Annotated in this window: 25 protein-coding genes, 1 tRNA gene and 1 other annotated feature; of the genes, 14 read left to right on the top strand and 12 right to left on the bottom strand. The window is 63.8% G+C overall.

Features of this window, described 5'->3' with window-relative positions:
• The 3 genes from ACQKOE_RS15340 to ACQKOE_RS15330 form a co-directional block, all read right to left on the bottom strand.
• Positions 1-240, bottom strand: a complete 240-nt coding sequence (locus ACQKOE_RS15340) for a FeoA family protein (protein WP_427513583.1) — start codon at positions 238-240, stop codon at positions 1-3.
• A gap of 583 nt (positions 241-823) precedes the next feature.
• Entirely contained in the window at positions 824-1477 is a 654-nt protein-coding gene (locus tag ACQKOE_RS15335; RefSeq protein WP_427513582.1) for a COQ9 family protein, read from the bottom strand.
• Between the two features lie 2 nt (positions 1478-1479).
• Positions 1480-2106 carry an ankyrin repeat domain-containing protein gene (locus ACQKOE_RS15330; protein ID WP_427513581.1) on the bottom strand — a complete coding sequence of 209 codons (627 nt, stop codon included), beginning with the start codon at positions 2104-2106 and terminating at the stop codon, positions 1480-1482.
• 99 nt (positions 2107-2205) lie between these two features.
• Between ACQKOE_RS15330 and ACQKOE_RS15325 the strand changes: the two genes are divergently transcribed.
• Genes ACQKOE_RS15325 through ACQKOE_RS15295 form a run of 7 tightly spaced genes read left to right on the top strand, consistent with a single transcriptional unit; the run spans position 2206 to position 6638 of the window.
• Entirely contained in the window at positions 2206-2808 is a 603-nt protein-coding gene (locus ACQKOE_RS15325) for an SCO family protein (RefSeq protein ID WP_427513580.1), read from the top strand.
• Positions 2805-3263 (top strand): YcgN family cysteine cluster protein, encoded by a 459-nt coding sequence (locus tag ACQKOE_RS15320; protein ID WP_427513579.1) that lies wholly within the window; start codon positions 2805-2807, stop codon positions 3261-3263. The genes ACQKOE_RS15325 and ACQKOE_RS15320 overlap by 4 nt, the downstream gene beginning before the upstream one ends.
• The gene (locus ACQKOE_RS15315; RefSeq protein ID WP_427513578.1) at positions 3256-3975 is read left to right on the top strand and encodes a M48 family metallopeptidase; all 720 of its coding nucleotides are present in this window, start codon (positions 3256-3258) and stop codon (positions 3973-3975) included. The genes ACQKOE_RS15320 and ACQKOE_RS15315 overlap by 8 nt, the downstream gene beginning before the upstream one ends.
• Before the next feature lie 53 nt (positions 3976-4028).
• Entirely contained in the window at positions 4029-4532 is a 504-nt protein-coding gene (locus ACQKOE_RS15310; RefSeq protein ID WP_427513577.1) for a DUF4402 domain-containing protein, read from the top strand.
• Positions 4533-4571: 39 nt separating this feature from the next.
• Positions 4572-5030 (top strand): hypothetical protein, encoded by a 459-nt coding sequence (locus tag ACQKOE_RS15305; RefSeq protein WP_427513576.1) that lies wholly within the window; start codon positions 4572-4574, stop codon positions 5028-5030.
• On the top strand, positions 5020-6009 hold the full coding sequence (ribD, locus tag ACQKOE_RS15300; RefSeq protein WP_427513575.1) for a bifunctional diaminohydroxyphosphoribosylaminopyrimidine deaminase/5-amino-6-(5-phosphoribosylamino)uracil reductase RibD: 990 nt from the start codon (positions 5020-5022) through the stop codon (positions 6007-6009). The genes ACQKOE_RS15305 and ribD overlap by 11 nt, the downstream gene beginning before the upstream one ends.
• 11 nt (positions 6010-6020) lie before the next feature.
• Positions 6021-6638 (top strand): riboflavin synthase, encoded by a 618-nt coding sequence (locus ACQKOE_RS15295; RefSeq protein ID WP_427513592.1) that lies wholly within the window; start codon positions 6021-6023, stop codon positions 6636-6638.
• A gap of 613 nt (positions 6639-7251) precedes the next feature.
• Here the strand turns inward: ACQKOE_RS15295 and ACQKOE_RS15290 are convergent.
• On the bottom strand, positions 7252-8430 hold the full coding sequence (locus tag ACQKOE_RS15290) for an aromatic amino acid transaminase (RefSeq protein ID WP_427513574.1): 1179 nt from the start codon (positions 8428-8430) through the stop codon (positions 7252-7254).
• Between the two features lie 175 nt (positions 8431-8605).
• Between ACQKOE_RS15290 and ACQKOE_RS15285 the strand changes: the two genes are divergently transcribed.
• On the top strand, positions 8606-9046 hold the full coding sequence (locus tag ACQKOE_RS15285) for a DUF983 domain-containing protein (protein WP_374591477.1): 441 nt from the start codon (positions 8606-8608) through the stop codon (positions 9044-9046).
• Between the two features lie 26 nt (positions 9047-9072).
• Here the strand turns inward: ACQKOE_RS15285 and ACQKOE_RS15280 are convergent, their stop codons facing one another.
• Complete coding sequence (locus ACQKOE_RS15280) at positions 9073-9822, bottom strand: DUF1134 domain-containing protein (RefSeq protein WP_427513573.1); 750 nt, start codon at positions 9820-9822, stop codon at positions 9073-9075.
• A gap of 197 nt (positions 9823-10019) precedes the next feature.
• Between ACQKOE_RS15280 and ACQKOE_RS15275 the strand changes: the two genes are divergently transcribed.
• Positions 10020-10112: transfer RNA gene (locus tag ACQKOE_RS15275), tRNA-Ser, on the top strand.
• A gap of 267 nt (positions 10113-10379) precedes the next feature.
• Here the strand turns inward: ACQKOE_RS15275 and ACQKOE_RS15270 are convergent.
• The 7 genes from ACQKOE_RS15270 to ACQKOE_RS15240 form a co-directional block, all read right to left on the bottom strand.
• Positions 10380-10748 (bottom strand): hypothetical protein, encoded by a 369-nt coding sequence (locus tag ACQKOE_RS15270; protein ID WP_427513572.1) that lies wholly within the window; start codon positions 10746-10748, stop codon positions 10380-10382.
• 9 nt (positions 10749-10757) lie between these two features.
• Entirely contained in the window at positions 10758-12026 is a 1269-nt protein-coding gene (locus tag ACQKOE_RS15265) for a Y-family DNA polymerase (protein ID WP_427513571.1), read from the bottom strand.
• The gene (locus ACQKOE_RS15260) at positions 12026-12445 is read right to left on the bottom strand and encodes a LexA family protein (protein WP_427513570.1); all 420 of its coding nucleotides are present in this window, start codon (positions 12443-12445) and stop codon (positions 12026-12028) included. The genes ACQKOE_RS15265 and ACQKOE_RS15260 overlap by 1 nt, the downstream gene beginning before the upstream one ends.
• A gap of 102 nt (positions 12446-12547) precedes the next feature.
• Positions 12548-14041, bottom strand: coding sequence for a SulP family inorganic anion transporter (locus tag ACQKOE_RS15255; RefSeq protein WP_427513591.1), 1494 nt, complete (start codon positions 14039-14041; stop codon positions 12548-12550).
• A 59-nt stretch (positions 14042-14100) separates the two neighbouring features.
• Positions 14101-14156: a sequence feature (sul1 is cis-regulatory element that is thought to sense ions involved in sulfur or methionine metabolism; They are found in Alphaproteobacteria), on the bottom strand.
• A gap of 182 nt (positions 14157-14338) precedes the next feature.
• The gene (locus ACQKOE_RS15250; protein ID WP_427513569.1) at positions 14339-14734 is read right to left on the bottom strand and encodes a hypothetical protein; all 396 of its coding nucleotides are present in this window, start codon (positions 14732-14734) and stop codon (positions 14339-14341) included.
• Positions 14731-16041: a recombinase family protein gene (locus ACQKOE_RS15245; RefSeq protein ID WP_427513568.1), complete on the bottom strand. Its 1311-nt coding sequence runs from the start codon at positions 16039-16041 to the stop codon at positions 14731-14733. The genes ACQKOE_RS15250 and ACQKOE_RS15245 overlap by 4 nt, the downstream gene beginning before the upstream one ends.
• Positions 16038-16487: a DUF2924 domain-containing protein gene (locus ACQKOE_RS15240; protein ID WP_094472994.1), complete on the bottom strand. Its 450-nt coding sequence runs from the start codon at positions 16485-16487 to the stop codon at positions 16038-16040. Before ACQKOE_RS15240 ends, ACQKOE_RS15245 begins: the two co-directional genes overlap by 4 nt.
• 536 nt (positions 16488-17023) lie before the next feature.
• Here ACQKOE_RS15240 and ACQKOE_RS15235 point away from each other — a divergent pair.
• The 5 genes from ACQKOE_RS15235 (at position 17024) to ACQKOE_RS15215 (ending at position 19827) form a co-directional block, all read left to right on the top strand.
• Positions 17024-17542: a helix-turn-helix domain-containing protein gene (locus ACQKOE_RS15235; protein ID WP_094472993.1), complete on the top strand. Its 519-nt coding sequence runs from the start codon at positions 17024-17026 to the stop codon at positions 17540-17542.
• 106 nt (positions 17543-17648) lie between these two features.
• Complete coding sequence (locus tag ACQKOE_RS15230; RefSeq protein ID WP_427513567.1) at positions 17649-17960, top strand: hypothetical protein; 312 nt, start codon at positions 17649-17651, stop codon at positions 17958-17960.
• Positions 17961-18063: 103 nt separating this feature from the next.
• Entirely contained in the window at positions 18064-18786 is a 723-nt protein-coding gene (locus ACQKOE_RS15225; protein WP_427513566.1) for an RNA polymerase sigma factor, read from the top strand.
• Entirely contained in the window at positions 18767-19075 is a 309-nt protein-coding gene (locus tag ACQKOE_RS15220; protein ID WP_427513565.1) for a hypothetical protein, read from the top strand. The genes ACQKOE_RS15225 and ACQKOE_RS15220 overlap by 20 nt, the downstream gene beginning before the upstream one ends.
• The gene (locus ACQKOE_RS15215) at positions 19075-19827 is read left to right on the top strand and encodes an ATP-binding protein (protein ID WP_427513564.1); all 753 of its coding nucleotides are present in this window, start codon (positions 19075-19077) and stop codon (positions 19825-19827) included. Before ACQKOE_RS15220 ends, ACQKOE_RS15215 begins: the two co-directional genes overlap by 1 nt.
• The last annotated feature ends 4 nt before the right edge of the window (positions 19828-19831 follow it).

The raw sequence follows: 19831 nt of genomic DNA, 5'->3' as shown, positions 1-19831 counted from the left end.
TCACAGCCACTGCACCTCAATCGCCTGGGCATGGGCACGGCGCAGGGCCACGGTCATACGCCCGATCGACAGGGCAATCGGGTCCTTGCCCGAGAACACACCCCGATGCGCCACGCTGACCGTCGCGCCTTCATCCACCCCCAGCGCCTGCAAGCGCTGCGCCTCTTCAGGCACCAGCCGCGACCAGTCTACGCCCGTAATCCGGGCCCTTACGCCTTGGGGAAGGAGATCAAGTGTCATGCCAAACGCGCGCTGCCACAGAGCGCGGCTTGTTGCAAGTCATTCGCAATAATTTTGATCAAGGTCAAAGATGTCTGGCGGTGGGATTGGGGGCGGGCACGCTTCGACAAGCTCAGCGTGAGCGGTCATAGGATAAGCTTAGTCCAACCCCGCTCAGGCTGAGCTTGTCGAAGCCGGGTTAGCCAGAAGGATTCACGCAAAGGCGCAAAGGCTTGGACGCCGCAGGCGAGCAACTGCAACGCTGCGTTTGCCCTGGCTGAAACGGCGCGCAACATGGCCGCAAGCGCAACCCCTTCGCGCCTCCTTCTTCTTTGCGCCTTTGCGTGAATCATTCAGAGCTTGTGAAACCACGGCCTAGAACGCGGTCCTTCGAGACGGCGCTTCAGCCTGCGGCTTCACCGCCTCCTCAGGACGAACGGATGGATGATTTCGCGCAGAGAGCGCAGAGGACGCAGAGGTGGATATTCTCTGCGTCCTCTGCGCGAACCATATGGATAGTGCGCGAAACACAGCGCCCGGGAACACGCGAACAGGATACCGCCCACCCGCTCAGGCTGAGCCTGTCGAAGCCGGGTTTCGCCCCCTACCGCGCCGGATAGCGCAGGCGGCCCAGGAAGCGGGCGGGGCTGAAGTGTTCCTCGCGCGGGCGCAGGACTCGGGCTTTGGCTTTTTCGAACTTCATGATGCCTTCGATCCGGCGGTCCAGGAAGGCGCGCGTTTCGGCGTGGTCTTCGCTCTTGTCGTTGACATAGACCGCCAGCGTTGCGGCATAGATCGAACCCAGCGTCAGGCGCTTGGTGTAGTGGTTGTAGTCTGCCGCCGTATCGCCGGCCAGCCGCCACATCGCATCGGCGCTGCTCCAGCCTAACTTCACAGCGCGGCCAGCGTTCTGGGGCATGGCCATGATCGAAAGGGCGCGGCGCAGCGCCTCTTTCTGACCGGCAATCGCATCCAGCCGGAACTGCACCAGGGTGCGGATCCGTTCACGGATTTTCAGCGTGGCCAGCTTTTCGGCAGGCAGGGCCGCCTGCATCGCGCGGTCGATCGCGTGGACCCAGGCCTCGACCATGTCCATCGCCCCGCCGGAAAAGGCGAAGGCGGCCGCGTCGGGATGCACGCCCTTGATCATCGCCGCATCGCGCACGGCAGTCGCGGTCCAGCCGTCAAAGGCGGCCGCGTCGGCAATGGCGGGGGCCAGAGTGATCCGCAGGTCTTCCAGGTTGGCGGGTTCGGTCATGGTCAGAATTTCGGTCCGAAGGACTGCGGCCCCTGCCCCGGCTTAGTAGCGGGCCTGGCATCGCTTTCAATCGCGTTGAGCAAGGCCGGGTTCCCGGCCAGCCGCGCATAATCGCGCGCGGTGCGTCCCGAATTGTCGGCACGGTCCGGATTGGCGCCGGCCTTCAACAGGACCCGCATCATCGGCACGTTGCGGTTGTGCACCGCCGTGATTAGCGGGGTTTCACCCGAATTGTTGCTTTCGTCGACCCGCGCACCGCGTTCGACCAGCAGCTCCGCGCCCTCCACGAAGTTGAGGTTGCAGGCCAGGACGAGCGGCGTCACGCCCTTGGCATCGCGGATGTTCACGTTCGCGCCCTTGGCGATCAGGAACTGCATCCAGGTCAGGTCGCGGCGCTGGGTTACCAGGTGAAGCGCGCTTTCACCGCTGGTAATGTCGCGCGTGTTGATCAGGTTCGGGCTGCCCTCGGCCAGCATGTCGGTGACCTCCTGGCCTTCCTTTTTCTTCACCGCCTCAAGGAACTTGTAGCTTTCCGAAAACTGCGCCGCAGCCGGGGCGGGAAAAACTGCCACCGCGGCAAGCGGGGCGAGACAGGCCAAAGCAAGCGGCAGCTTGGCAGACTTGAACACGTGAACGGCCTCCTGTTGCGTGGGGCAGCACGGAATCGCCCGCGCGCCGCCAATCGCTCCTTGCGCGGCGTCGTTTAGCAGAGCATGAACCGGCACGCCATGACCAAGCCGATTTTCGCACTCGCCCTTTCCGCTTTTGCCCTCTCCTTTTCCGCCTGCTCGCCGCAGGCGGCGCAAGAACCGCAAGTGACCGGCGCTCTGCTGGACGGCGCGGCCATCGGCGGGCCGTTCACGCTGACGGACAAGGACGGCAAGCGCGTCAGCTGGGACGATTTCAAGGGCAAGTACCGGATCGTCTACTTCGGCTATACCTTCTGCCCCGATGCCTGCCCGACGGACCTGTCGGTGCTGATCCAGGGCTTCACCCGCTTTGCCAAGGACCATCCGCAGGAAGCGGCGCAGGTCCAGCCGATCTTCATCTCCATCGACCCGGCCCGCGATACGCCGGCCCGGATGGGGGAATATACCGCCGCCTTCTCGCCCCGCCTGCTGGGGCTGACCGGCACCCAGGCCGAAGTCGACGTCGCGGTCAAGGCGTTCAAGGCGGTGGCCCAGCGCGGTGCCGATACCTCGGGCGGCTACCTGATGGACCACAGCCGCATGGCCTATCTGATGGGCAAGAACGGCGAACCGATCGCCGCCCTGCCGGTCGACAAGAACGCCGAAACCGTTGCTGCGGACCTTGCCGCGCTGGTCAAGTGACCAGGCTGCGCGACCGTTTCTGGGAACTGCCGATCCAGGGCCTGACCAAGCCCGAATGGGAAGCCTTGTGCGATGGCTGCGGGCAATGCTGCCTGCACAAGGCCGAGGATGAGGACACCGGCGACATCTATCACACCAATGTCGCCTGCCGCCTGCTCGACATCCCTTCGGCAAGGTGCAGCGACTATCGCAACCGCAAGGCCCAGGTGCCGGACTGCGTCCGCCTGACCCCGCATCTCGCCGCCACTCTGCCCTGGTTGCCGGATACCTGCGCCTATCGCCTGCGGGCCGAGGACTTGCCTCTGCCCGATTGGCACTATCTGGTCTGCGGCGATGCCGAAGCGGTTCACCGCGCCGGAGCCTCGGTTCGCGGGAAGGCGATACCCGAAGCCCTGGCCGGACCGTTGGAGCAGCATGTCATTCTTCCGCCCGGCATGGAATTTGCTGATGATTGACTGGCTGAAGAAAGGCCAGGACGAACCGCAGGTCGAAGTGGCCGGCCGGCTGCTGCCGGTCGTGCTGCGCCGCACCGCCCAGGCGAAGCGGATGACGATGCGCCTTGCGCCGGATGGCAGCGAAGTGCGCATCACCCTGCCGCGCTGGGCGCGCAGCGTGGAAGCGCTGGACTTTGCCCGCAAGCGCGCGGGCTGGCTGGCGGGACAGCTGGCCGCCGTGCCGCAGCCGGTCTGCCTGAGTGACGGGGCGGCCCTGTCCTATCTGGGCCAGCCGCGCACGATCCGTCACGATCCCGCTGCCTCACGCCGCATCCGGCTGGAGGACGACCTGCTCCACGTCGGCGGCCCCGCCGAATCGCTGGAGCCGCGCCTGACCCGCTGGCTGGAGGGTGAGGCGCGCCGCCTGCTGACCGAAGACCTGGCCCATTACTGCGCCGAGGCCGCCCAGCCGGTGCCGCGCCTGATGCTCAGCCGCGCGCGGCGGCGCTGGGGATCGTGCGCGCATGACGGCACGATCCGGATCAACTGGCGGCTGATCATGGCGCCTGATTTCGTCCGCCGCTCGGTCGTGGCGCATGAAGTGGCGCATCTGGTCCATTTCGACCACAGCCCGGAATTCCATGCCTTCCTGGACGCGATCTACGAAGCGGACATCAGCGCGGCGAACCGCTGGCTGAAGCGCAACGGACGCTCGCTCTACACGGTCCTGTAGCGCGGCCCGCGCGCTGTAACCTCGATTTAACCAACATAAGTCAAGGTTTTGCCATGAAGCGAAGCCTTGCCCTTGGCCTTGGTGCCCTGCTGCTTGCGGCCCTGCCCGCACAGGCGCAAGAGGCGTGCCGGCTGTGCTATTCCGAGGGGCAACCGGGCGAGCGGCCGCTGACTCTGGAAATCTGGACCGGCCTCAGCTTTGCGCGGCTCGCCCTGCTCAGCCGCAGCGGCGGAAGCGCCGAAGTCGATGCCCAGACCGGCGGCAAGACCACCCAGGGCGACCTGATCAGCCTGGGCGGGGCGCCGGTAACCGGACGCGGCAAGGTGACCGGCATTCCCTTGCGCCAGGTCCGCATCGACCTGCCCGCCCGCGTGCCGATGACCACGCCGGACGGGGCGAGCGCCGAACTGGTCGATTTCACCACCAACCTGCCGCATCGCCCCACGCTGGATGCCAATGGAGAGCTGGAATTTACCTTTGGCGCCAGGCTGGTGGTCAGGGATGGACGCGGCGGAAACTATCGCGGGCGCATTCCGATCACCGTGGATTACAACTGAACGCTGGCGAAACCGGCCCAGCGCCCCTATCTTGCCGCCATGTCCTATTGGCAGAAGATCAACCCCACCGGCGCCATCGCCGATTTCCGCGCCGTGTTCCGCGATGCCGGGCCAAAACGCTGGCCGGTCGCCCTGGTCGCGGCCTCGATCACCTTCGGCATCTTTTCGATCATGGCGGCGGAAAGCTGGAAACAGCCCCGCCCCTTGCCCAAGGTGACCTATATCAAGTCCTGGCCGCTGGACCGGACGGACGAGGAAACCAGGGCCTTCATCGCCGCCAACCAGAAGGAAAAGGACGCCCGCGAAGCCGCGATCGAAGCCTACGAAAAGGAAGGCCGCGAATTGTGGGCGACCCTGGGCAAGGCCTCGGGCATGGACGTGGACAAGATCAAGCGCGAGGCCGAGGCGGAACGCGCCCGCGAAAAGGCCGCGCAAAAGGCCAAGGCCGATGCCATCCTCAACAAGCAGGCAGAAGAGGCCAAGCCGGTTGCCGAGTGACGCCGATTCGCGCCTGGATGCCTTGTGGCTGGGCGCGGCGGCGCGGCTGGCCACGCGCGGCATTCCGCTAAGCCGTCCCAACCCCTCGGTCGGCGCGATCCTGGTCAAACAGGGTAAGGTTATCGCACGCGGCTGGACACAGCCGGGCGGTCGCCCTCATGCCGAGGCCGTTGCCCTGGCCGCTGCGGGGGAGCAGGCTCGCGGCGCCACCCTTTACGTCACGCTGGAGCCTTGCGCCCATGCCTCCACGCGCGGCCCGGACTGCGCCGGGCTGGTCGCGGAGAGCGGCGTCGCCCGCGTGGTCATCGGCTGCCACGATCCCGACCCCCGCACGGCCGGAGCCGGAGCCGCAAAACTGCGCGCGGCGGGCATTGAAGTGGTCGAGGCCGACAATGCGGAATGCGCGCAGAGCCTGGCCGGCTATCTGGTCCGCCAGCGGCTGGGCCGCCCGCACGTCACCTTGAAGCTGGCCCTGTCCGCAGACGGCTATCTCGCGCCGCCACCAGGCGAAGGACAATGGCTGACCGGGGAGGTGGCCCGCGCCCATGTCCACGCCATGCGCGCCCGGATGGATGCGATCCTGGTCGGGCGCGGCACATGGCAGGCAGACGCCCCCCGGCTCGACGTGCGCCTGCCGGGGATCGAGGATCGCAGCCCGCAGCGCTGGCTCCTCTCCAGCGGGGCGGCCCCGTCCGGCTGGAACCGCCTTGCCGCACCGCAGGACATTACGCAGATCGAAGGGGCGCAGCACCTGATGGTCGAAGGCGGGGCCGAGACGGCGCGCGCTTTCCTTGCCGCCGGTCTGGTCGACCGCCTGCTTCTCTACCGGGCCCCGCGCGAGGTGGGCGGCGGTGGCGCGGCCCTGCCGGAGCTGACTGGCACAGCCCTTTTGGGAAAGCCGGAATGGCAGCTCATCGATACGCGCCAGCTTGGCAAGGATACGTTGCAAGTCTACGAGCGGGCGCAAATCAGCGATTGAAAGACCAGGCCATGTTCACCGGGATCATCACTGCCATCGGCACCATCCGCGAAACCCGCGATCAGGGCGATCTGCGTGCGATTATTGAATGCCCCTATGATCCGGCGCACATGGCCATCGGCGCTTCGATTGCCTGTTCGGGCGTCTGCCTGACCGTGGTGGAGCGCGGCGGCGCGGCAGGCGATGCCTGGTTCGCCGTGGATATTTCCGGCGAAACGATCAGCCGCACCGCGCCGGGGCAATGGACCGCCGGGCGCAAGCTGAACCTGGAACAGGCGCTGAAGCTGGGCGACGAACTGGGCGGCCATATCGTCACCGGCCATGTCGATGCCGTGGGCCGCGTCGCCAGCCGCGAAGAGATCGGCGGTTCGCTGCACGTGAAGATCACCGCCCCGGCGGAGATCGCCCCCTATATCGCCACCAAGGGTTCGGTCACCGTCGATGGCGTGTCGCTGACCGTCAATGCGCTGGACGATCACGCCGATGGCTCGTGCGATTTCCACCTCAACCTGATCCCGCACACGGCGGACGTCACCACGCTAGGCGCGCTGCGCGAAGGCGATGCTGTGAACCTGGAGATCGACGTGCTGGCCCGCTACCTCCAGCGGCTGCAAAGCCTGCGCGGTTAATCCTACCGTACCAATAGCGCCCCGCCCCAACACACCGCTCACCCTGAGCTTGTCGAAGGGTGTTTTGCCAAACCGGCTTCGACAGGCTCAGCCTGAGCGGGGTGGGTGAACATCTGTTTCGCTCCGCCTGAGCTTGTCGAAGGCTCTTTGCAGCGGGAACCGGAATTTGATTGGGTCGCGCAGAGAGCGCAGAGGCCGCAGAGAAATCGCCTCTGCGCCCTCTGCGGCCCCGGCGCGAAACCCGTCATTGCGAGGGGCGGCGCGATAGGCGCATTCCACGCGGCGCTGCGCCTATAGGCCAAGTCGGATTGGTTCACGCAAAGGCGCAGAGAAGAAAGGAAAGGCGCGAAGGGGTTGCGCTTGCGGCTCTGCCGCTTTCCATTCTTTCCGGGCGGTAAAAGCACCCGAAAAGGAGAGAGCGGCGCCAGGGCCTGAACCTCCGCGCCTCCCTTTCTGCTCCGCGTCTCTGCGTGAACCAATCCAGGCTTCGACAGGCTCAGCCTGAGCGGGGTTATGAACCACCCCCTCATCATTGCGAGGAGCGCAGCGACGCGGCAACGCAGGGCGTCCAGACCAGACGCCCCGGCGATTGCCCGCTTCATTCAGGCCTGAATCAGCCGCTGACCTTGGCCACGTCGGCAATGAACTTGTCGATATTGCCCATGGTCAGTCCGGCCACGTTGATCCGGCCCGATCCGGCCATGTAGATCCCGCAGTCGTTGCGCAGCGCCAGGATCTGGTCCGCATTGAGCGGGAGGATCGAGAACAGGCCATTCTGGCTACCCAGCGGCTTCAGATCCACGGCACCAGCCTGTCCAGCCTGGGCCAGACGGGCGCGAACCTGGCGCATGCGGGTGCGCATGGTGTCCAGTTCGGCCAGCCACATCGCGGTCAGGTCGGCATCTTCCAGGATCAGGCGAACCGCCGCCCCGCCGTGATCGGGCGGCATCGACCAGGCTGCGCGGGCCAGGGAGTGACCGTTGGACAGCGCCCGGCCCAGCGTGTCGGCGTCTTGCGCCATCACGTAGAGCGCACCCACGCGGTCGCGGTAGAGACCGAAGTTCTTGTCGCAGGAATAGGCGATCAGTGCTTCGGGCACTTCGGCCAGGACGCGGCGCACGCCATAGGCGTCTTCTTCCATGCCTTCGCCCAGGCCCTGGTAGGCCAGGTCGAGCAGCGGCAGGATCTTCTTTTCGGCCAGCAGCGGGGCAATCTCGTCCCACTGCGCCGGGGTATAGTCGATCCCGGTCGGGTTGTGGCAGCAGCCGTGCAGCAGCACCGCATCGCCGGGTTCCGCCAGGGTCAGCGCCGTGCGCAACGAATCCATGTCGGCCAGACCGGCTTTGTTGGCATGGACGAACGTCTTCAGCTCCAGGCCCAGGTCGGCCAGGATCTGCGCGTGGTTGGGCCAGCTAGGCGTGCCCATCCACACCCGCTTCACGCCCGCCTTCTTGGCCAGGGCCACGGCCAGGCGCACCGCGCCGGTGCCGCCGGGGGCCTGCATCCCGTCAATCCGGCCGCCCTTGCTGGGGTCCTGCTTGCCGAAGATGAAGGGCATCAGCGCGTGGACAAAGCCCATGTCGCCTTCCGGGCCGAGGTAAGCCTTGGAATCCTGCGTTTCGAGCAGCTTTTTCTCTGCCGCCTTGATCGCGCCGAACACGGGAGTGCCGCCATCGTCGGTACGATAGACGCCGACCCCCAGGTCGATCTTGTCGCCGCGCGAATCGGCGGCGTAAAGCTTGATCAGCGCGAGCAGCGCATCGGCGGGCTGTTGTTCAAGGTTGCTGAGCATAATGGGGCGGCCCTTAGACCCGTGGCCCGCGCCGGGGCAAGGGAAGAATCGCACCCGCAGCTGCGGAAATGGCTCTTGTCCGGCAGCGCTGCGCCCGCGCCGCACGCCGCCGCTTTCGACCAGCCGAGCAGATCAGGACTTGAACCAGAGGCAGCGACGGCCCAAGTGGGGCACCATGCTAGCCCCCCTGACCCGTCCCGACCTGCCCGCAACGCTGTCCGCCGCCGCTTGGCGCGGGATCAAGGGCGAATGCCCGCGCTGCGGCAAGGCGAAGCTGTTCGCCCGCTTCCTGAAGCCGGTGGCCACTTGCCCGTCGTGCCATCAGGACTGGACGCAGCACCGGGCAGACGATTTTCCGCCCTATATCTCGATCTTCCTGACCGGACACATCCTGGCCCCGGCCTTCATCGCCATTGGCACCAGCGAGCTTTCGATGACGGCGATGATCGGCATTTCGATGGTGCTGGCCGCGATCATGCTGGTCGCTTTCCTGCAACCGGCCAAGGGCGCGACGATCGCCCTGCAATGGTGGCTGGGCATGCACGGCTTTGCCCCCGGCGGGCGCGAGGAATTCGCCGCTCCGCCCAAGGGCGCGCCGGGCAGCCCCTGGGGCTGAACCCGGCGGCGGGGATCACGGGCCGACTAGAACGGCGAGATCTTCTGCTTCTTGGAAAACTTCATGTAACCGGCATTGAGGCCGAGCCGCAGCCCCACGCCCATCCGTACCGGGATCAGCACCACGTCATTGCGGCGCAGGTACGAAATGTTGAAGCCGCCAACCAGGTAGGCCTGCCCCTCGCCCGCCGCATAGCGATGGAAAATCTCCTCGGTGTCATACAGGTTGTAGACCAGCACGAAGGTGTTGGCTGCATTGGCGCCCAGGTCCAGCCCCACCGATGGGCCGGTCCAGTAGATCGGGCGCGTGCCCTCGATCTTGTGGTGCAAGGTGCCGGAACCATAGCGCAGGCCCAGGATCAGCGCCCCGCCGCCTTCGCGTCCGACGATATAGCCATTCGGCTCACCCTGCTTGCGCAGCAGATCCTCGATCATGCCGGCCAGCCCGGCCGCGCCCTTGCCGAACACGCCTTCCGCCGCGCCGACCAGTTCGTCCTTCTGGTACGTCTTGCTGGTCGTAGCAGGTGCCGAAACGGCTTCTGCGCCCGGCGTAGCCGCGCCTTCAGCCGTTTGCGCCGCCTGAGCCGGGGCCGGAGTTGCCGCAGCGACCGGCGACGGACTGGGCGCCGCTTGCGGACCGGAAATGTCCCCGTCGATCGCGCGGTCCGGATCAACCTCCTGCACCTGGGCCGGAGCGGCCGCCGAACCGGCCAGCGCAGCCGCGCTCAGCACGGAGAAAAGGGCAACCTTTATATGGCGGGTGATGCCCTGGATCATCGCGACAGTCCTTTCACTTTTGCACTGGCTAAAGAATCCATCGCCGCTTGACCAGCAATGAACGGGCGGCAGACCGAGTCCGTTATGCGATTAATCGAGCGATGCACAATCAGGAGAAAACCCGAATAAACTTGATCCTTCCCCCCTTGCCGCCCCGCAAACCCCTCGCTATAGGCCGCGCTTCGCCGCTGCGATCCGGAGACGTGGGTGAGTGGCTGAAACCAACGGTTTGCTAAACCGTCGTACTGGTAAATCCGGTACCGAGGGTTCGAATCCCTCCGTCTCCGCCATTCAACCTATTGGAATCGTTCTATTCCTTAGGTTGGGCTCTAAAAATCCCGTGTGTTTCAAGGGTTATAGGCCAAGGGCTCTCCACCGGGTTCAGCCGGATATGCCTCTGCCATGCTCTCTCTCGGCCGATATTCTCCAAAGCTCTCGACTACACCGGTTTCAGTGTAGAGCTTTATCGCATTGAAACTATGTGGATATTTTGGCGATCCATTTTGGGGTCAGAACCGAGATTCACCTCAAAAACCGTCCCGGTTCCAACCGCTGCATCACCGCAAAGCTTGGGCGATTATCAACGCGAGAGCCATGATCGTGATCCACGGCCAGGGCGTTGCCCAGGGCGACCGCACCTTCAACTGTTCAAGCTGGGCAATCGCCATCTGAACGCTGGCCTGCTGAAAGTGCAGATCCGTGAGGGCCGCTTTCATCACGTCGGTCTCGACGTAAGTCGAGGCATCGTCGGCCAGCAGCTCGACTTCCTCAAGCAACCGAAGCACCTCCCGCAGTCGGGGAACTGCGCTCGGATCAGGCGTGCCGAGCTTGGCGATCGCCTCTTGATGCTTGCTCTTGGCCAGCGTCAGCATCTGGCTGATGTGTTCGACAGCAGCATCAGGCAGGTCAGGATCAGCAGCGTCCATGGAGCACTCTTACCCCATCTTGGCGGCAGGAATATCCCCCCACCGAGTCGTAAAGCTGGGTGACAGGTTTTCTTGCCGCATTCGCCATTCGCCGCCCTTGTGGGCCAGCCCCAGTCGAGCCTTGCCGCGACCGAAACGGGAGTTGATCTCGTCCAGCGCCGCCATCAGTCCGTCAGGCCGCTCAATCACGTCAAACAGCGACGCAGGCACCGAGGCAGGATCACCGAGGTCGAGAAGCAAAACTCCGGCCTTCCGCCAGCCATACCCATCGCGCCAGATGCGGTCGAAGATCCGCAGGACGGCATCGGTGATGACGCGGGTGTCGTTGGTAGGGCGCTGGAATGTAGCGGAACCCGACACTGACTTCTGCGCGGCGTTCTGGTCGAATGGGTCGGTCCGGATGAACAATTGGACTGCACCCGCCACCTGTCCGGCATGCCGAACCTTTTCGGCTACCCGTTCGGCAAAACTCATCACGGCATCGTGAACCTGACGCTTGTCGCGGATCGCTTCCCCGAAGGTTCGGGAGCAGCATGTCGTCTGGCGCGGCGCTGGCTGGTCCTCGAGCGCGTGACAGGCAATCCCTCGCAGCTCATGAACTGTTCTGAGGCCGACGATACCCATACGCTGCCGCACCCATCCGTCCTGGGCGCAAGCGAGGTCATGCGCCGTGAAAATGTCTCGCTCTTCCAGCATCGCGCTCCAGCGCCGCCCAATCCCCCAGACATCACCCACGGTGGTCTTCCGCAGTGCCGCCTCCGTCCATTGCGGGTGATGGCTGAGATCAAGGACGCCGCCTGCCTTGGCTGATTTCTTCGCGAGCCGATTGGCAACTTTGGCCAGGGTCTTGGTTGGCCCGACGCCGATCGATACCGGAATCCCGGTCCACTGGTGTGTGCGGCGCCTCAGGTTCCGACACCAGTCAGTGAGATCGGCCACCGCCATCCGGTCGAGGTCGAGGAAGCATTCGTCGATGCTGTAGATCTCATGGGCCGGCGCCTGCGAGCCCAGCACGCTCATCACGCGCTCCGAGATGTCCCCATAGAGCGCGTAGTTCGAGGAACGGACGATGACGCCATGCTCGTCGACCAGATTGCGGATCTTGAACAGCGGCGCGCCCATCGGGATGCCCAGCGCCTTGGCCTCATTGGAGCGGGCGATCACGCAGCCATCGTTGTTGGACAAGACCACGACTGGTCGGTCCCGCAGGTCCGGCTGAAACAGCCGCTCACAGGATGCATAGAAGTTATTGCAGTCGACCAGTGCGAAGGTGGGCATCAGCGGCCACAGTGACGCCGTATGCTGTGGGTGACGACGCCCCAGATTTCACAGCCATCATCGCGGATGCGCAAGGTCGGGAAATTCGGGTTCTCTGCCGCCAGTTGCCACGCTCCGTTGACTCTCTGGAGCCGTTTGACGGTCAGTTCACCGTGCACAACGGCAATGACTATATCGTCGGGCTGCGGGGTGATTCCCCGGTCGATGACGAGCAGATCGCCATCGAAAATCCCGGCGCCACGCATGGATTCCCCGGCCGCGCGCACAAAGAAGGTTGCGGCCGGCCGCCGCACCAGATGCTCGTTTAGATCGAGCTTGCCCTCAATGTGGTCATCCGCTGGGCTCGGGAAGCCGGCCGGCACCGTGGAGGTGAACAGCGGCAGTTCCAAAGGGGTGGGATGATCGACGAAGCGCAGCACGTTTCATATTCCTGAATGAATGGAACATAAATAGAACGAACTGCGGCTGATTCGTCAATGACCCCAATCTTGCCGAGGCAGGTTTGAGTACTCTTCCGGAACTCAGTGCGGCACTGCTCCGAGCTCAAAGCCCGTCTTGTCGTGCATGGCAAAGCGGTCAACGATATCGGCACTGGCTTCGTTATAGCCGATCACGTTCACTTCAGAGCCGTCGCGGCGTAGGCGGGCAATGATCTTGTCGAGGGCTCCGACCCCGGAGATATCCCAGAAGTGCGCGCGTGACACATCGATGGTTACCGGCCGGCCATCCTCGGCCTGGAAGGCGCGAGTGAACCGATCGACAGAGGCGAAGAAGATCTCTCCGCGAACCTTGTAGAGGACCATACCTGTGTCCCCGTCAGAGGTGCGTTCCACCGAGAACATGCGGCGGACCTTGCCGGCGAAGAAGATGCCCGAGAGCAGAACGCCGGTCAGCACCCCGAGCGAAAGATCGTGCGTGACAACGACCACCACCACAGTTGCCACCATCACGATGGAGGACGTGGGCGGATGGCGGCGCAGGTTGGGGATCGAGTTCCAGCTGAAGGTGCCGATCGAAACCATGATCATCACCGCGACCAGCGCAGGCATAGGGATGCGGCCAACCCAGGGGCCGAGCACCGCGAGCAGGAAGAGCAGGAAGGCGCCCGCCACGAAAGTGGACAACCGGCCTCGGCCGCCGGACGTGACGTTGATCACTGACTGACCTATCATCGCGCAACCGCCCATGCCGCCGAACAGGCCTGCCACGATGTTCGCACCGCCCTGGCCGGCGCATTCGCGGCGCTTGTCGCTTTCAGTGTCCGTCATGTCATCGACAATCTGTGCGGTCAGCAGGGATTCGAGAAGGCCGACCGCTGCCATCGTCAGCGAGTAAGGCGCAATGATTTGCAGTGTTTCGAGCGTGAGTGGCACCTGCGGCAGGGCGAAGAATGGTAAGCCGTCCGGCAGCTTGCCCATGTCGCCCACCGTGTTCACCGGCAGGTTAAGCCAGATGCTGAGGGCGCTCAGCACCAGGATCGCCACCAGCGGCGATGGCACGGCCGTGGTCAGGCGCGGAAACAGGTAGATGATCCCCAGGCCACCGGCGACCATGGCATAGGTTTCCCAGCCCACACCCGTCAGCTGCGGCAGTTGCGCCATGAAGATCAGGATCGCCAGTGCATTGACGAAGCCGGTGATGACTGAGCGAGACACGAACTGCATGAGCAGATCGAGGCGAACCAGACCGGCAACGATCTGGAACACCCCCATCAGGAGCGTCGCAGCGAACAGATATTCAACCCCGTGTTCGCGCACCAGCGGCCCGACCAGAACGGCAACCGCGGCCGTCGCCGCAGAGATCATGCCCGATCGGCCACCGGTAAAGGCAATGACCATGGCGATGGCAACGGACGCGTAGAGGCCGACCCGGGGATCGACCCCGGCGATGATCGAAAAGCCGATCGCTTCAGGAATGAGCGCAAGTGCAACCACGATGCCGGCGAGTACATCACGGCGGATTTGTGGTGCGTCACCCAGCCACCGGCTGGGAGAAAGGAAACTGGAATTGGTCATTATTGTTCCGCAACAAGGCACGCGGTGCGCGCTGGCACCCGTATAACAGTCGTGCATGATGTTGCCCGGCGGATCGGCGGCCGGGATAGCCACCCGGGGTCTCACCGGGTCCTTGTGATTGCGCGCTCCATAGCTGGAGACCCTTGTATCAAGCAAGTCAGGCTGGATCAGCCGCTCACAGGATGTGTATAAGCCGGCCACTGCGAAGGTGGCCATTGGTCATGGCGCCCGCGATAGCAAGCCAAGGTCGCTGCCGTCAGCAAAAAGCATCCGCGGTTTTCACGGAGAGGCCCCCTATCAGGCGTCGAGGCCAAAATGTCGCCGCTGCGCGCCCCACTCGTTGGGGAAAGGCGCGGCCAGCGTGGCAAGATCAATCCCGTCCCCCTGCCGGCCGTCAAGAATGGCATCGACGATGTCAGGGGCCAGCAGCGTCATGCGCAGGACCCGGGTTAGATAGCTCAGGCCGATCTTTTCCTTCTCCGCGAGGTCAGACACCGAGGTGTAGGCCCCGGTTTCCAGCAGGCGTTTCCAGCGAAAAGCTCGCGCCAGCGCCTTGACCACGGTGTTGTCAGTGCGCGGGCGCTGAAGCTGGGCACCGGCTGGCAGAACCATCTCCTTGCGGCCCCCGCGCTTGGTGATCTGGAACGGAATGTGGATCGACAGTGTCTCGGGAATTGTCACGACCTTGTTCACGCTGCCTCCTCCAGTTCCGGCACCTGCAGTTCGCGGGCCAGCGCATCGAGCCCGTCCACCCGCAGCTTCAGCTCGAGACCGGCGCTGCCAACGATGACCCGGTCGATCAGTAGCTGCACGATCCGGGCCTGCTCGGCCGGGAACAGGTCATCCCACATCGGGTCCAGATTGATCAGGGCCTCCCGCGCTTGAGCTTCGGTCATTGCGGGCGCGTGTTTGACGGCCTCCTTCCATGCGCCGATGATGATTTCCGGTTGCCGGAACACGGCCCGCAGCTGGTTGACGACCGCGCCCTCGATTTCGGCGGCAGGCACGCGCCCCACCGCGGTGGAACCTGCTCCATGGCGGAGCAGCGTCTGGCTGACATAGTAGCGGTAGAGCTTGCCGTTCTTGCAGGAGTGGGTCGGTGAAAACGCCCCGCCATCCGAACCCCAGAGCAGTCCCTTCAGCAAGGCAGGCGTATTGGCGCGCGCACGGTTTGCCCGGGTCCGAGGGCTTTCCTTCGTGATGGCGCGCACTGCATCCCAGAGTTCCTGATCAATGATCGCTTCATGCTCACCGGGATAGCTGTTGCCCTTGTGGACGGCCTCCCCGATGTAAGCCTTGTTGGCGAGCAGGCGATACAGGTAGCCCTTGGTAATCGTCTTCCCTTGCCGGGTCGTGATGCCTCGCCCCCTCAATTCCCGCAGCAGAAGTGTGGCCGAGCCGACATCGCGGAACCTCTGGAAAATGTAGCGGACATTGGCGGCCGCCGGTTCATTCACCACCAGCTTTCGTGCCTGAACATCATAGCCCAGTGGGGGGACACCGCCCATCCAGATGCCCTTGGCGCGACTGGCGGCGAACTTGTCGCGGATGCGTTCGGCGGTCACTTCGCGCTCGAACTGGGCAAAGGACAGCAGGACGTTGAGGGTCAGCCGGCCCATGCTGGTCGTCGTATTGAACGCCTGCGTCACCGAGACGAATGTCACGTCGTTCCGGTCGAACACCTCGACCAGCTTGGCAAAGTCCATCAGGGATCGCGAGAGGCGGTCGATCTTGTAGACCACCACCACGTCGATCAGCCCGTCCTCGATATCGGAAAGCAAGCGCTTCAATCCCGGACGATCAAGGGTGCCGCCGGAAATACCGCCGTCGTCATACTGGTCGCGGACCAGCACCCACCCTTCGGCACGCTGGCTGGTGATGTAGGCCTCACAGGCCTCGCGCTGGGCATGCAGCGAGTTGAACTCCTGCTCCAGCCCTTCTTCCGATGATTTACGCGTGTAGACCGCGCAGCGCAGCTTGCGGACGACCGGTTTGTTCATGCTGCCCTCCGATGATCCTTAAGGCCGAAGAATATCCAGCCATTCCAGCGCGACCCGGTTATGGCGCGGGCGATTGCTGACAGTGACTGGTAGGGGCGTCCCTGCCATTCGAAACCGTCCTGGGTGACGGTCACGGTGTGCTCGACCCCCTGCCACTCCCGGATCAGGCGGGTCCCGACGATCGGCTTCAGGTCAGCCCGAACGCGGCGGGTGGTAATGTTGCCGCCGTCGAGCTGTTCGCCCATCTGTTGCAGGCGCCTGACTGTTTCCTGCTTGAGACCGCCGTAGGCCAGCTCCTGGATGCGGTAGGCCAGTCGGCTTTCGAGGTATCGCCGGTTGAAGGCCGGCGGTTCCTCGCTGAACAGCTCGCGCCACTGCTTCTTCAGCTCGGCGACCGGAGCCGCCTTCATGGCGGCCAGGCGGGCAAGGACGGGATCGGGTTTCATTGTGCGTTGCTCCATTGAGTTGGAGGTGCACTACCGCTCTGTTCAAGCGCGAAGTGTAGCGGAAAGTCTCCATCTTCTTCAGATAGTTGGCCGACATTCCGAAGGTGCAGGCGGGCGAGGCCAAGCCCGAGGATAGCGCACAGCTCGCTCCGACGCTGGGCCGGAGTCATTTCGCAGGGTGGCAGCGGATTGGGGCGTTTCACGTGTGGGTCTCCGTCTCTCGTCCAGCTGTGCCGAACGATGGTGCTGAGACGGAAAAGCCAAATGCCCGAGGGCAACGGGACACTGATGGAAACCGAGAGAACCGCTGTGGGAGAAAAAGTTCAGGCGCGACCCTAGGTCATTTTTGACTGGGGCACCTTATGCTCCTTATACGACTTAACGTTCGTCATGGTTACATACGTCCTGATTCAGGAGACACTCTCGCCTCTCCGGTAGAGGCGGTAATGACCGTAGCCCTGGGGTTAAATATGTCCCCGGGTCAATCCTTGTGCATTCGACTCAACGGGCCCATTTACCGGGCATGGAGATTGCGAATGACTGACACGAATCAAGACGAAACAACGACCGACAAGGTAGCACCGGAGAAGAAGTCCCGGAAGTCCCCCGCTAGCCAGAAATGGGGCGCGAAGGTCATGGACAGTGGGTTTTGCATGCTGCCGTCCCTGTTGCTGAGAGCGCAGCGCCGTCTGCACCTGAACCCGACACAATTGGCGGTACTGATCCAGATCGTGGATCACTGGTGGGATGCTGGACGCAAACCCTATCCGAGCAAGAAGGAGTTGTCTCAGCGGCTCGGCATCGGCGAACGCCAGATCCAGCGTTACCTGACAGATCTTGAGGACGAAGGCCTGATCAAGCGCATTCCGCGCTATGCAGACCACAAGGGCCGTATGTCGAACATGTACGATTTGCAGGGCTTGGTCGACAAACTCACCGAACTTGAACCGGACTTCCGCGAAGCCCGCAACCAAGCACGCCAGAGCCGTCAGAAGGCTGCCAGTCTTGGCTTCAAACGGCGCGGAGCGGAAGCCGAGGCCGGCGAAGCCGCCTAACACACGCTGAAATCTCGCATTTTCAAAACTGCCTCAACGGGAAAGCACGCGCTTTTCCGAACCACCGATCTCGTCCCTTTAAAACCCCCAAATGGAGTCCCCGACTATGAATGTTGACCGCTCTCATCCTTCCCTGACGCAGGCTGCCGGAAAGCCGCACACGAGTGCCTACCAGCTCAAGAAGATCCGGCGCCACTCCGCTGCTAACGATGGCGGCGATAATGCGCCTATCAGCAGTGGCGGCCTGACCGGTGGCGAACCTGAATGGCGCTGTACTGAGTGCGGCAAGCTCCTCGGTGTCGCCAACGGAAACCAGCTGCACATCCGCGTTCAGAAGCACCGCGAGTATCTCGTTGGGTTCCCGGTTACCGCGAACTGCCACGGTTGCGGCACCCTGAACAAGAAGTCCGCTTGCTAGCGTAGCGGCAGACTTACCCGAACATCCCCGAAACGAGAGGCGCTTGACGCCCTGATCTGGCCAGTAGGAGGCGCTCGACGCCCGGCCGTCAGGCTGGCGTCAAATGCCCTCCTCGTGGCACGATTTTCACCAACACCTCGTTCAATCGTCTTCCACCCTCAACTTCCAGCGCGGTTTCGCCACGGTGCGTACCAGTCACCGCGGATTGACCGGTTTTGCGGATCCAGCGGCGTTGCTGGACCACCTGCATCGCGGCGTTGGCTCGCCCGATCAGAAGAACCTGCTCCTCGGCGATCTGATCCAGAGCGCCAAGGCCAATGATCGCGCGGGGGACTGCGCTCTTACGCTGATGCTTCTTGCGCTGTGGCCCGGGCTTGACGGCGTCTTCCGTCGGTCACGGGCCCGCCGCCTTGGACATACCGACGAGATCGCGTCTGAAATCCTGGCCCGCGCGACGACCGCGATCCGCGAACTTGATCTCGATCGCGTGAACTGGGTCGCGGCCACAGTCCTGATGAATGTCGAGCGCGACATGCTGCGGGCCCATCAGCGCGAAACCAGCCGTGCGTCCAAGCAGGTAGAATTCGACACCGATCTGCACGGCGGGATCGCGGATTTCGTTGATCCCGACCTTTCACCGGAACGCCTGCTTGCAGAGCTGACCGACCTAATCGGCGTCGATGCAGAACTGGTCCTGCGCGTGGTCATCGACGGCTACACCCAGGCGGAGGCCGGTCAGCAACTGGGCCTGTCCGAACCGGCTGCCCGCAAGCGTTTCCAGCGCGCGCTGAAGCGGCTTCGCGACCATGCAGAACAAAAATCCTGACCTCGTTGTCCCGCTCGGTGCGCGTGGTTGGCTTTTCAACTTCGGACGCACCGAGCGTCCATCCAAACACAGAAAGTCCCAGTTGATGAGCCATACCACCGCCATCCCGACTGAGCCTCTGAAGCGGATCCCCGGCCTTTATCGTCGCTGGGAGTTGCCGGAAATCTTCGAGGTTCAGCGCCGGTATCACATTGAAGAAGCCGGCACCCACGCCGACGGCACCCCGCTGTTGGCCGTTTACTCCAGCGAGCCCGAGGCAGATGCCATGGCTAAAGGGGGGGCCAACTGATGGCGATCTCCCTTTCCTCTCTGCAGACCTCGAGCACGCTGCGCCCGCCCCGTATCCTCATGCACGGCGTGCATGGGGTCGGGAAAACCACCTTCGCTGCCGGAGCCGACGCCCCCGTCGTGATCATGACCGAGGATGGCCTTGGGATGTTGAAGGTCCCGCATTTCCCGCTCGCCACCAGCTACGCTGATGTAGTCGAAGCGCTCGATGCCCTGCTCAACGAAGAGCACACCTACAGCACTGTCGTCATCGACAGCGTGGACTGGCTGGAACCGCTGGTCTGGGCGGAGACCTGCCGCCGCAATGGGTGGGCCTCGATCGAGGCGCCCGGCTTCGGCAAGGGCTATGCCGAGGCGCTGACCGTCTGGCGCGAATATCTCGATCGCCTGAATACCCTGCGTGATCGCCGCGGCATGGCCGTCGTCCAGATCGCCCATACCGACATCAAGCGCTTCGATAGCCCTGAACACGAGCCCTACGACCGCTACGTCATCAAGCTCCAGGCCCGGGCTGCAGCCCTGCTGCAAGAGCATTGCGATGTCGTGCTTTTTGCCAACTACCGCATGTCCATCGCGAAGGCCGACGTTGGCTTTAACAAGAAGGTAGCCCGGGCACTCGGCTCCGGTGAGCGCGTCCTGCACACCGCCGAGCGTCCGGCCTTCCTCGCCAAGAACCGCTACGGCCTGCCCGACACGCTTCCGCTCGATTGGAAAGCCTTCGTCGCGGCCATGCCTCAGCCCGAACAGCCCTGATCCG

The organism is Novosphingobium sp. NPDC080210 (genome assembly GCF_050281025.1).
GTDB lineage: Bacteria > Pseudomonadota > Alphaproteobacteria > Sphingomonadales > Sphingomonadaceae > Novosphingobium.
The sequence above is the reverse complement of the archived record's forward strand: the minus strand, read 5'-3'. Positions and strand labels throughout refer to the sequence as shown.

Coding starts and splice junctions, on each gene's coding strand:
- ACQKOE_RS15315 (WP_427513578.1), top strand. CDS start 3,256: ATGATTGACTGGCTGAAGAAAGGCCAGGACGAACCGCAGGTCGAAGTG.
- ACQKOE_RS15285 (WP_374591477.1), top strand. CDS start 8,606: ATGCTAGCCCCCCTGACCCGTCCCGACCTGCCCGCAACGCTGTCCGCC.
- ACQKOE_RS15290 (WP_427513574.1), bottom strand. CDS start 8,430: ATGCTCAGCAACCTTGAACAACAGCCCGCCGATGCGCTGCTCGCGCTG.
- ACQKOE_RS15280 (WP_427513573.1), bottom strand. CDS start 9,822: ATGATCCAGGGCATCACCCGCCATATAAAGGTTGCCCTTTTCTCCGTG.
- ACQKOE_RS15230 (WP_427513567.1), top strand. CDS start 17,649: ATGAATGTTGACCGCTCTCATCCTTCCCTGACGCAGGCTGCCGGAAAG.
- ACQKOE_RS15245 (WP_427513568.1), bottom strand. CDS start 16,041: ATGAACAAACCGGTCGTCCGCAAGCTGCGCTGCGCGGTCTACACGCGT.
- ACQKOE_RS15325 (WP_427513580.1), top strand. CDS start 2,206: ATGACCAAGCCGATTTTCGCACTCGCCCTTTCCGCTTTTGCCCTCTCC.
- ACQKOE_RS15270 (WP_427513572.1), bottom strand. CDS start 10,748: ATGGACGCTGCTGATCCTGACCTGCCTGATGCTGCTGTCGAACACATC.
- ACQKOE_RS15255 (WP_427513591.1), bottom strand. CDS start 14,041: ATGACCAATTCCAGTTTCCTTTCTCCCAGCCGGTGGCTGGGTGACGCA.
- ACQKOE_RS15235 (WP_094472993.1), top strand. CDS start 17,024: ATGACTGACACGAATCAAGACGAAACAACGACCGACAAGGTAGCACCG.
- ACQKOE_RS15220 (WP_427513565.1), top strand. CDS start 18,767: ATGCAGAACAAAAATCCTGACCTCGTTGTCCCGCTCGGTGCGCGTGGT.
- ACQKOE_RS15335 (WP_427513582.1), bottom strand. CDS start 1,477: ATGACCGAACCCGCCAACCTGGAAGACCTGCGGATCACTCTGGCCCCC.
- ACQKOE_RS15240 (WP_094472994.1), bottom strand. CDS start 16,487: ATGAAACCCGATCCCGTCCTTGCCCGCCTGGCCGCCATGAAGGCGGCT.
- ACQKOE_RS15295 (WP_427513592.1), top strand. CDS start 6,021: ATGTTCACCGGGATCATCACTGCCATCGGCACCATCCGCGAAACCCGC.
- ACQKOE_RS15305 (WP_427513576.1), top strand. CDS start 4,572: ATGTCCTATTGGCAGAAGATCAACCCCACCGGCGCCATCGCCGATTTC.
- ACQKOE_RS15215 (WP_427513564.1), top strand. CDS start 19,075: ATGGCGATCTCCCTTTCCTCTCTGCAGACCTCGAGCACGCTGCGCCCG.
- ACQKOE_RS15225 (WP_427513566.1), top strand. CDS start 18,064: ATGCCCTCCTCGTGGCACGATTTTCACCAACACCTCGTTCAATCGTCT.
- ACQKOE_RS15310 (WP_427513577.1), top strand. CDS start 4,029: ATGAAGCGAAGCCTTGCCCTTGGCCTTGGTGCCCTGCTGCTTGCGGCC.
- ACQKOE_RS15340 (WP_427513583.1), bottom strand. CDS start 240: ATGACACTTGATCTCCTTCCCCAAGGCGTAAGGGCCCGGATTACGGGC.
- ACQKOE_RS15265 (WP_427513571.1), bottom strand. CDS start 12,026: ATGCCCACCTTCGCACTGGTCGACTGCAATAACTTCTATGCATCCTGT.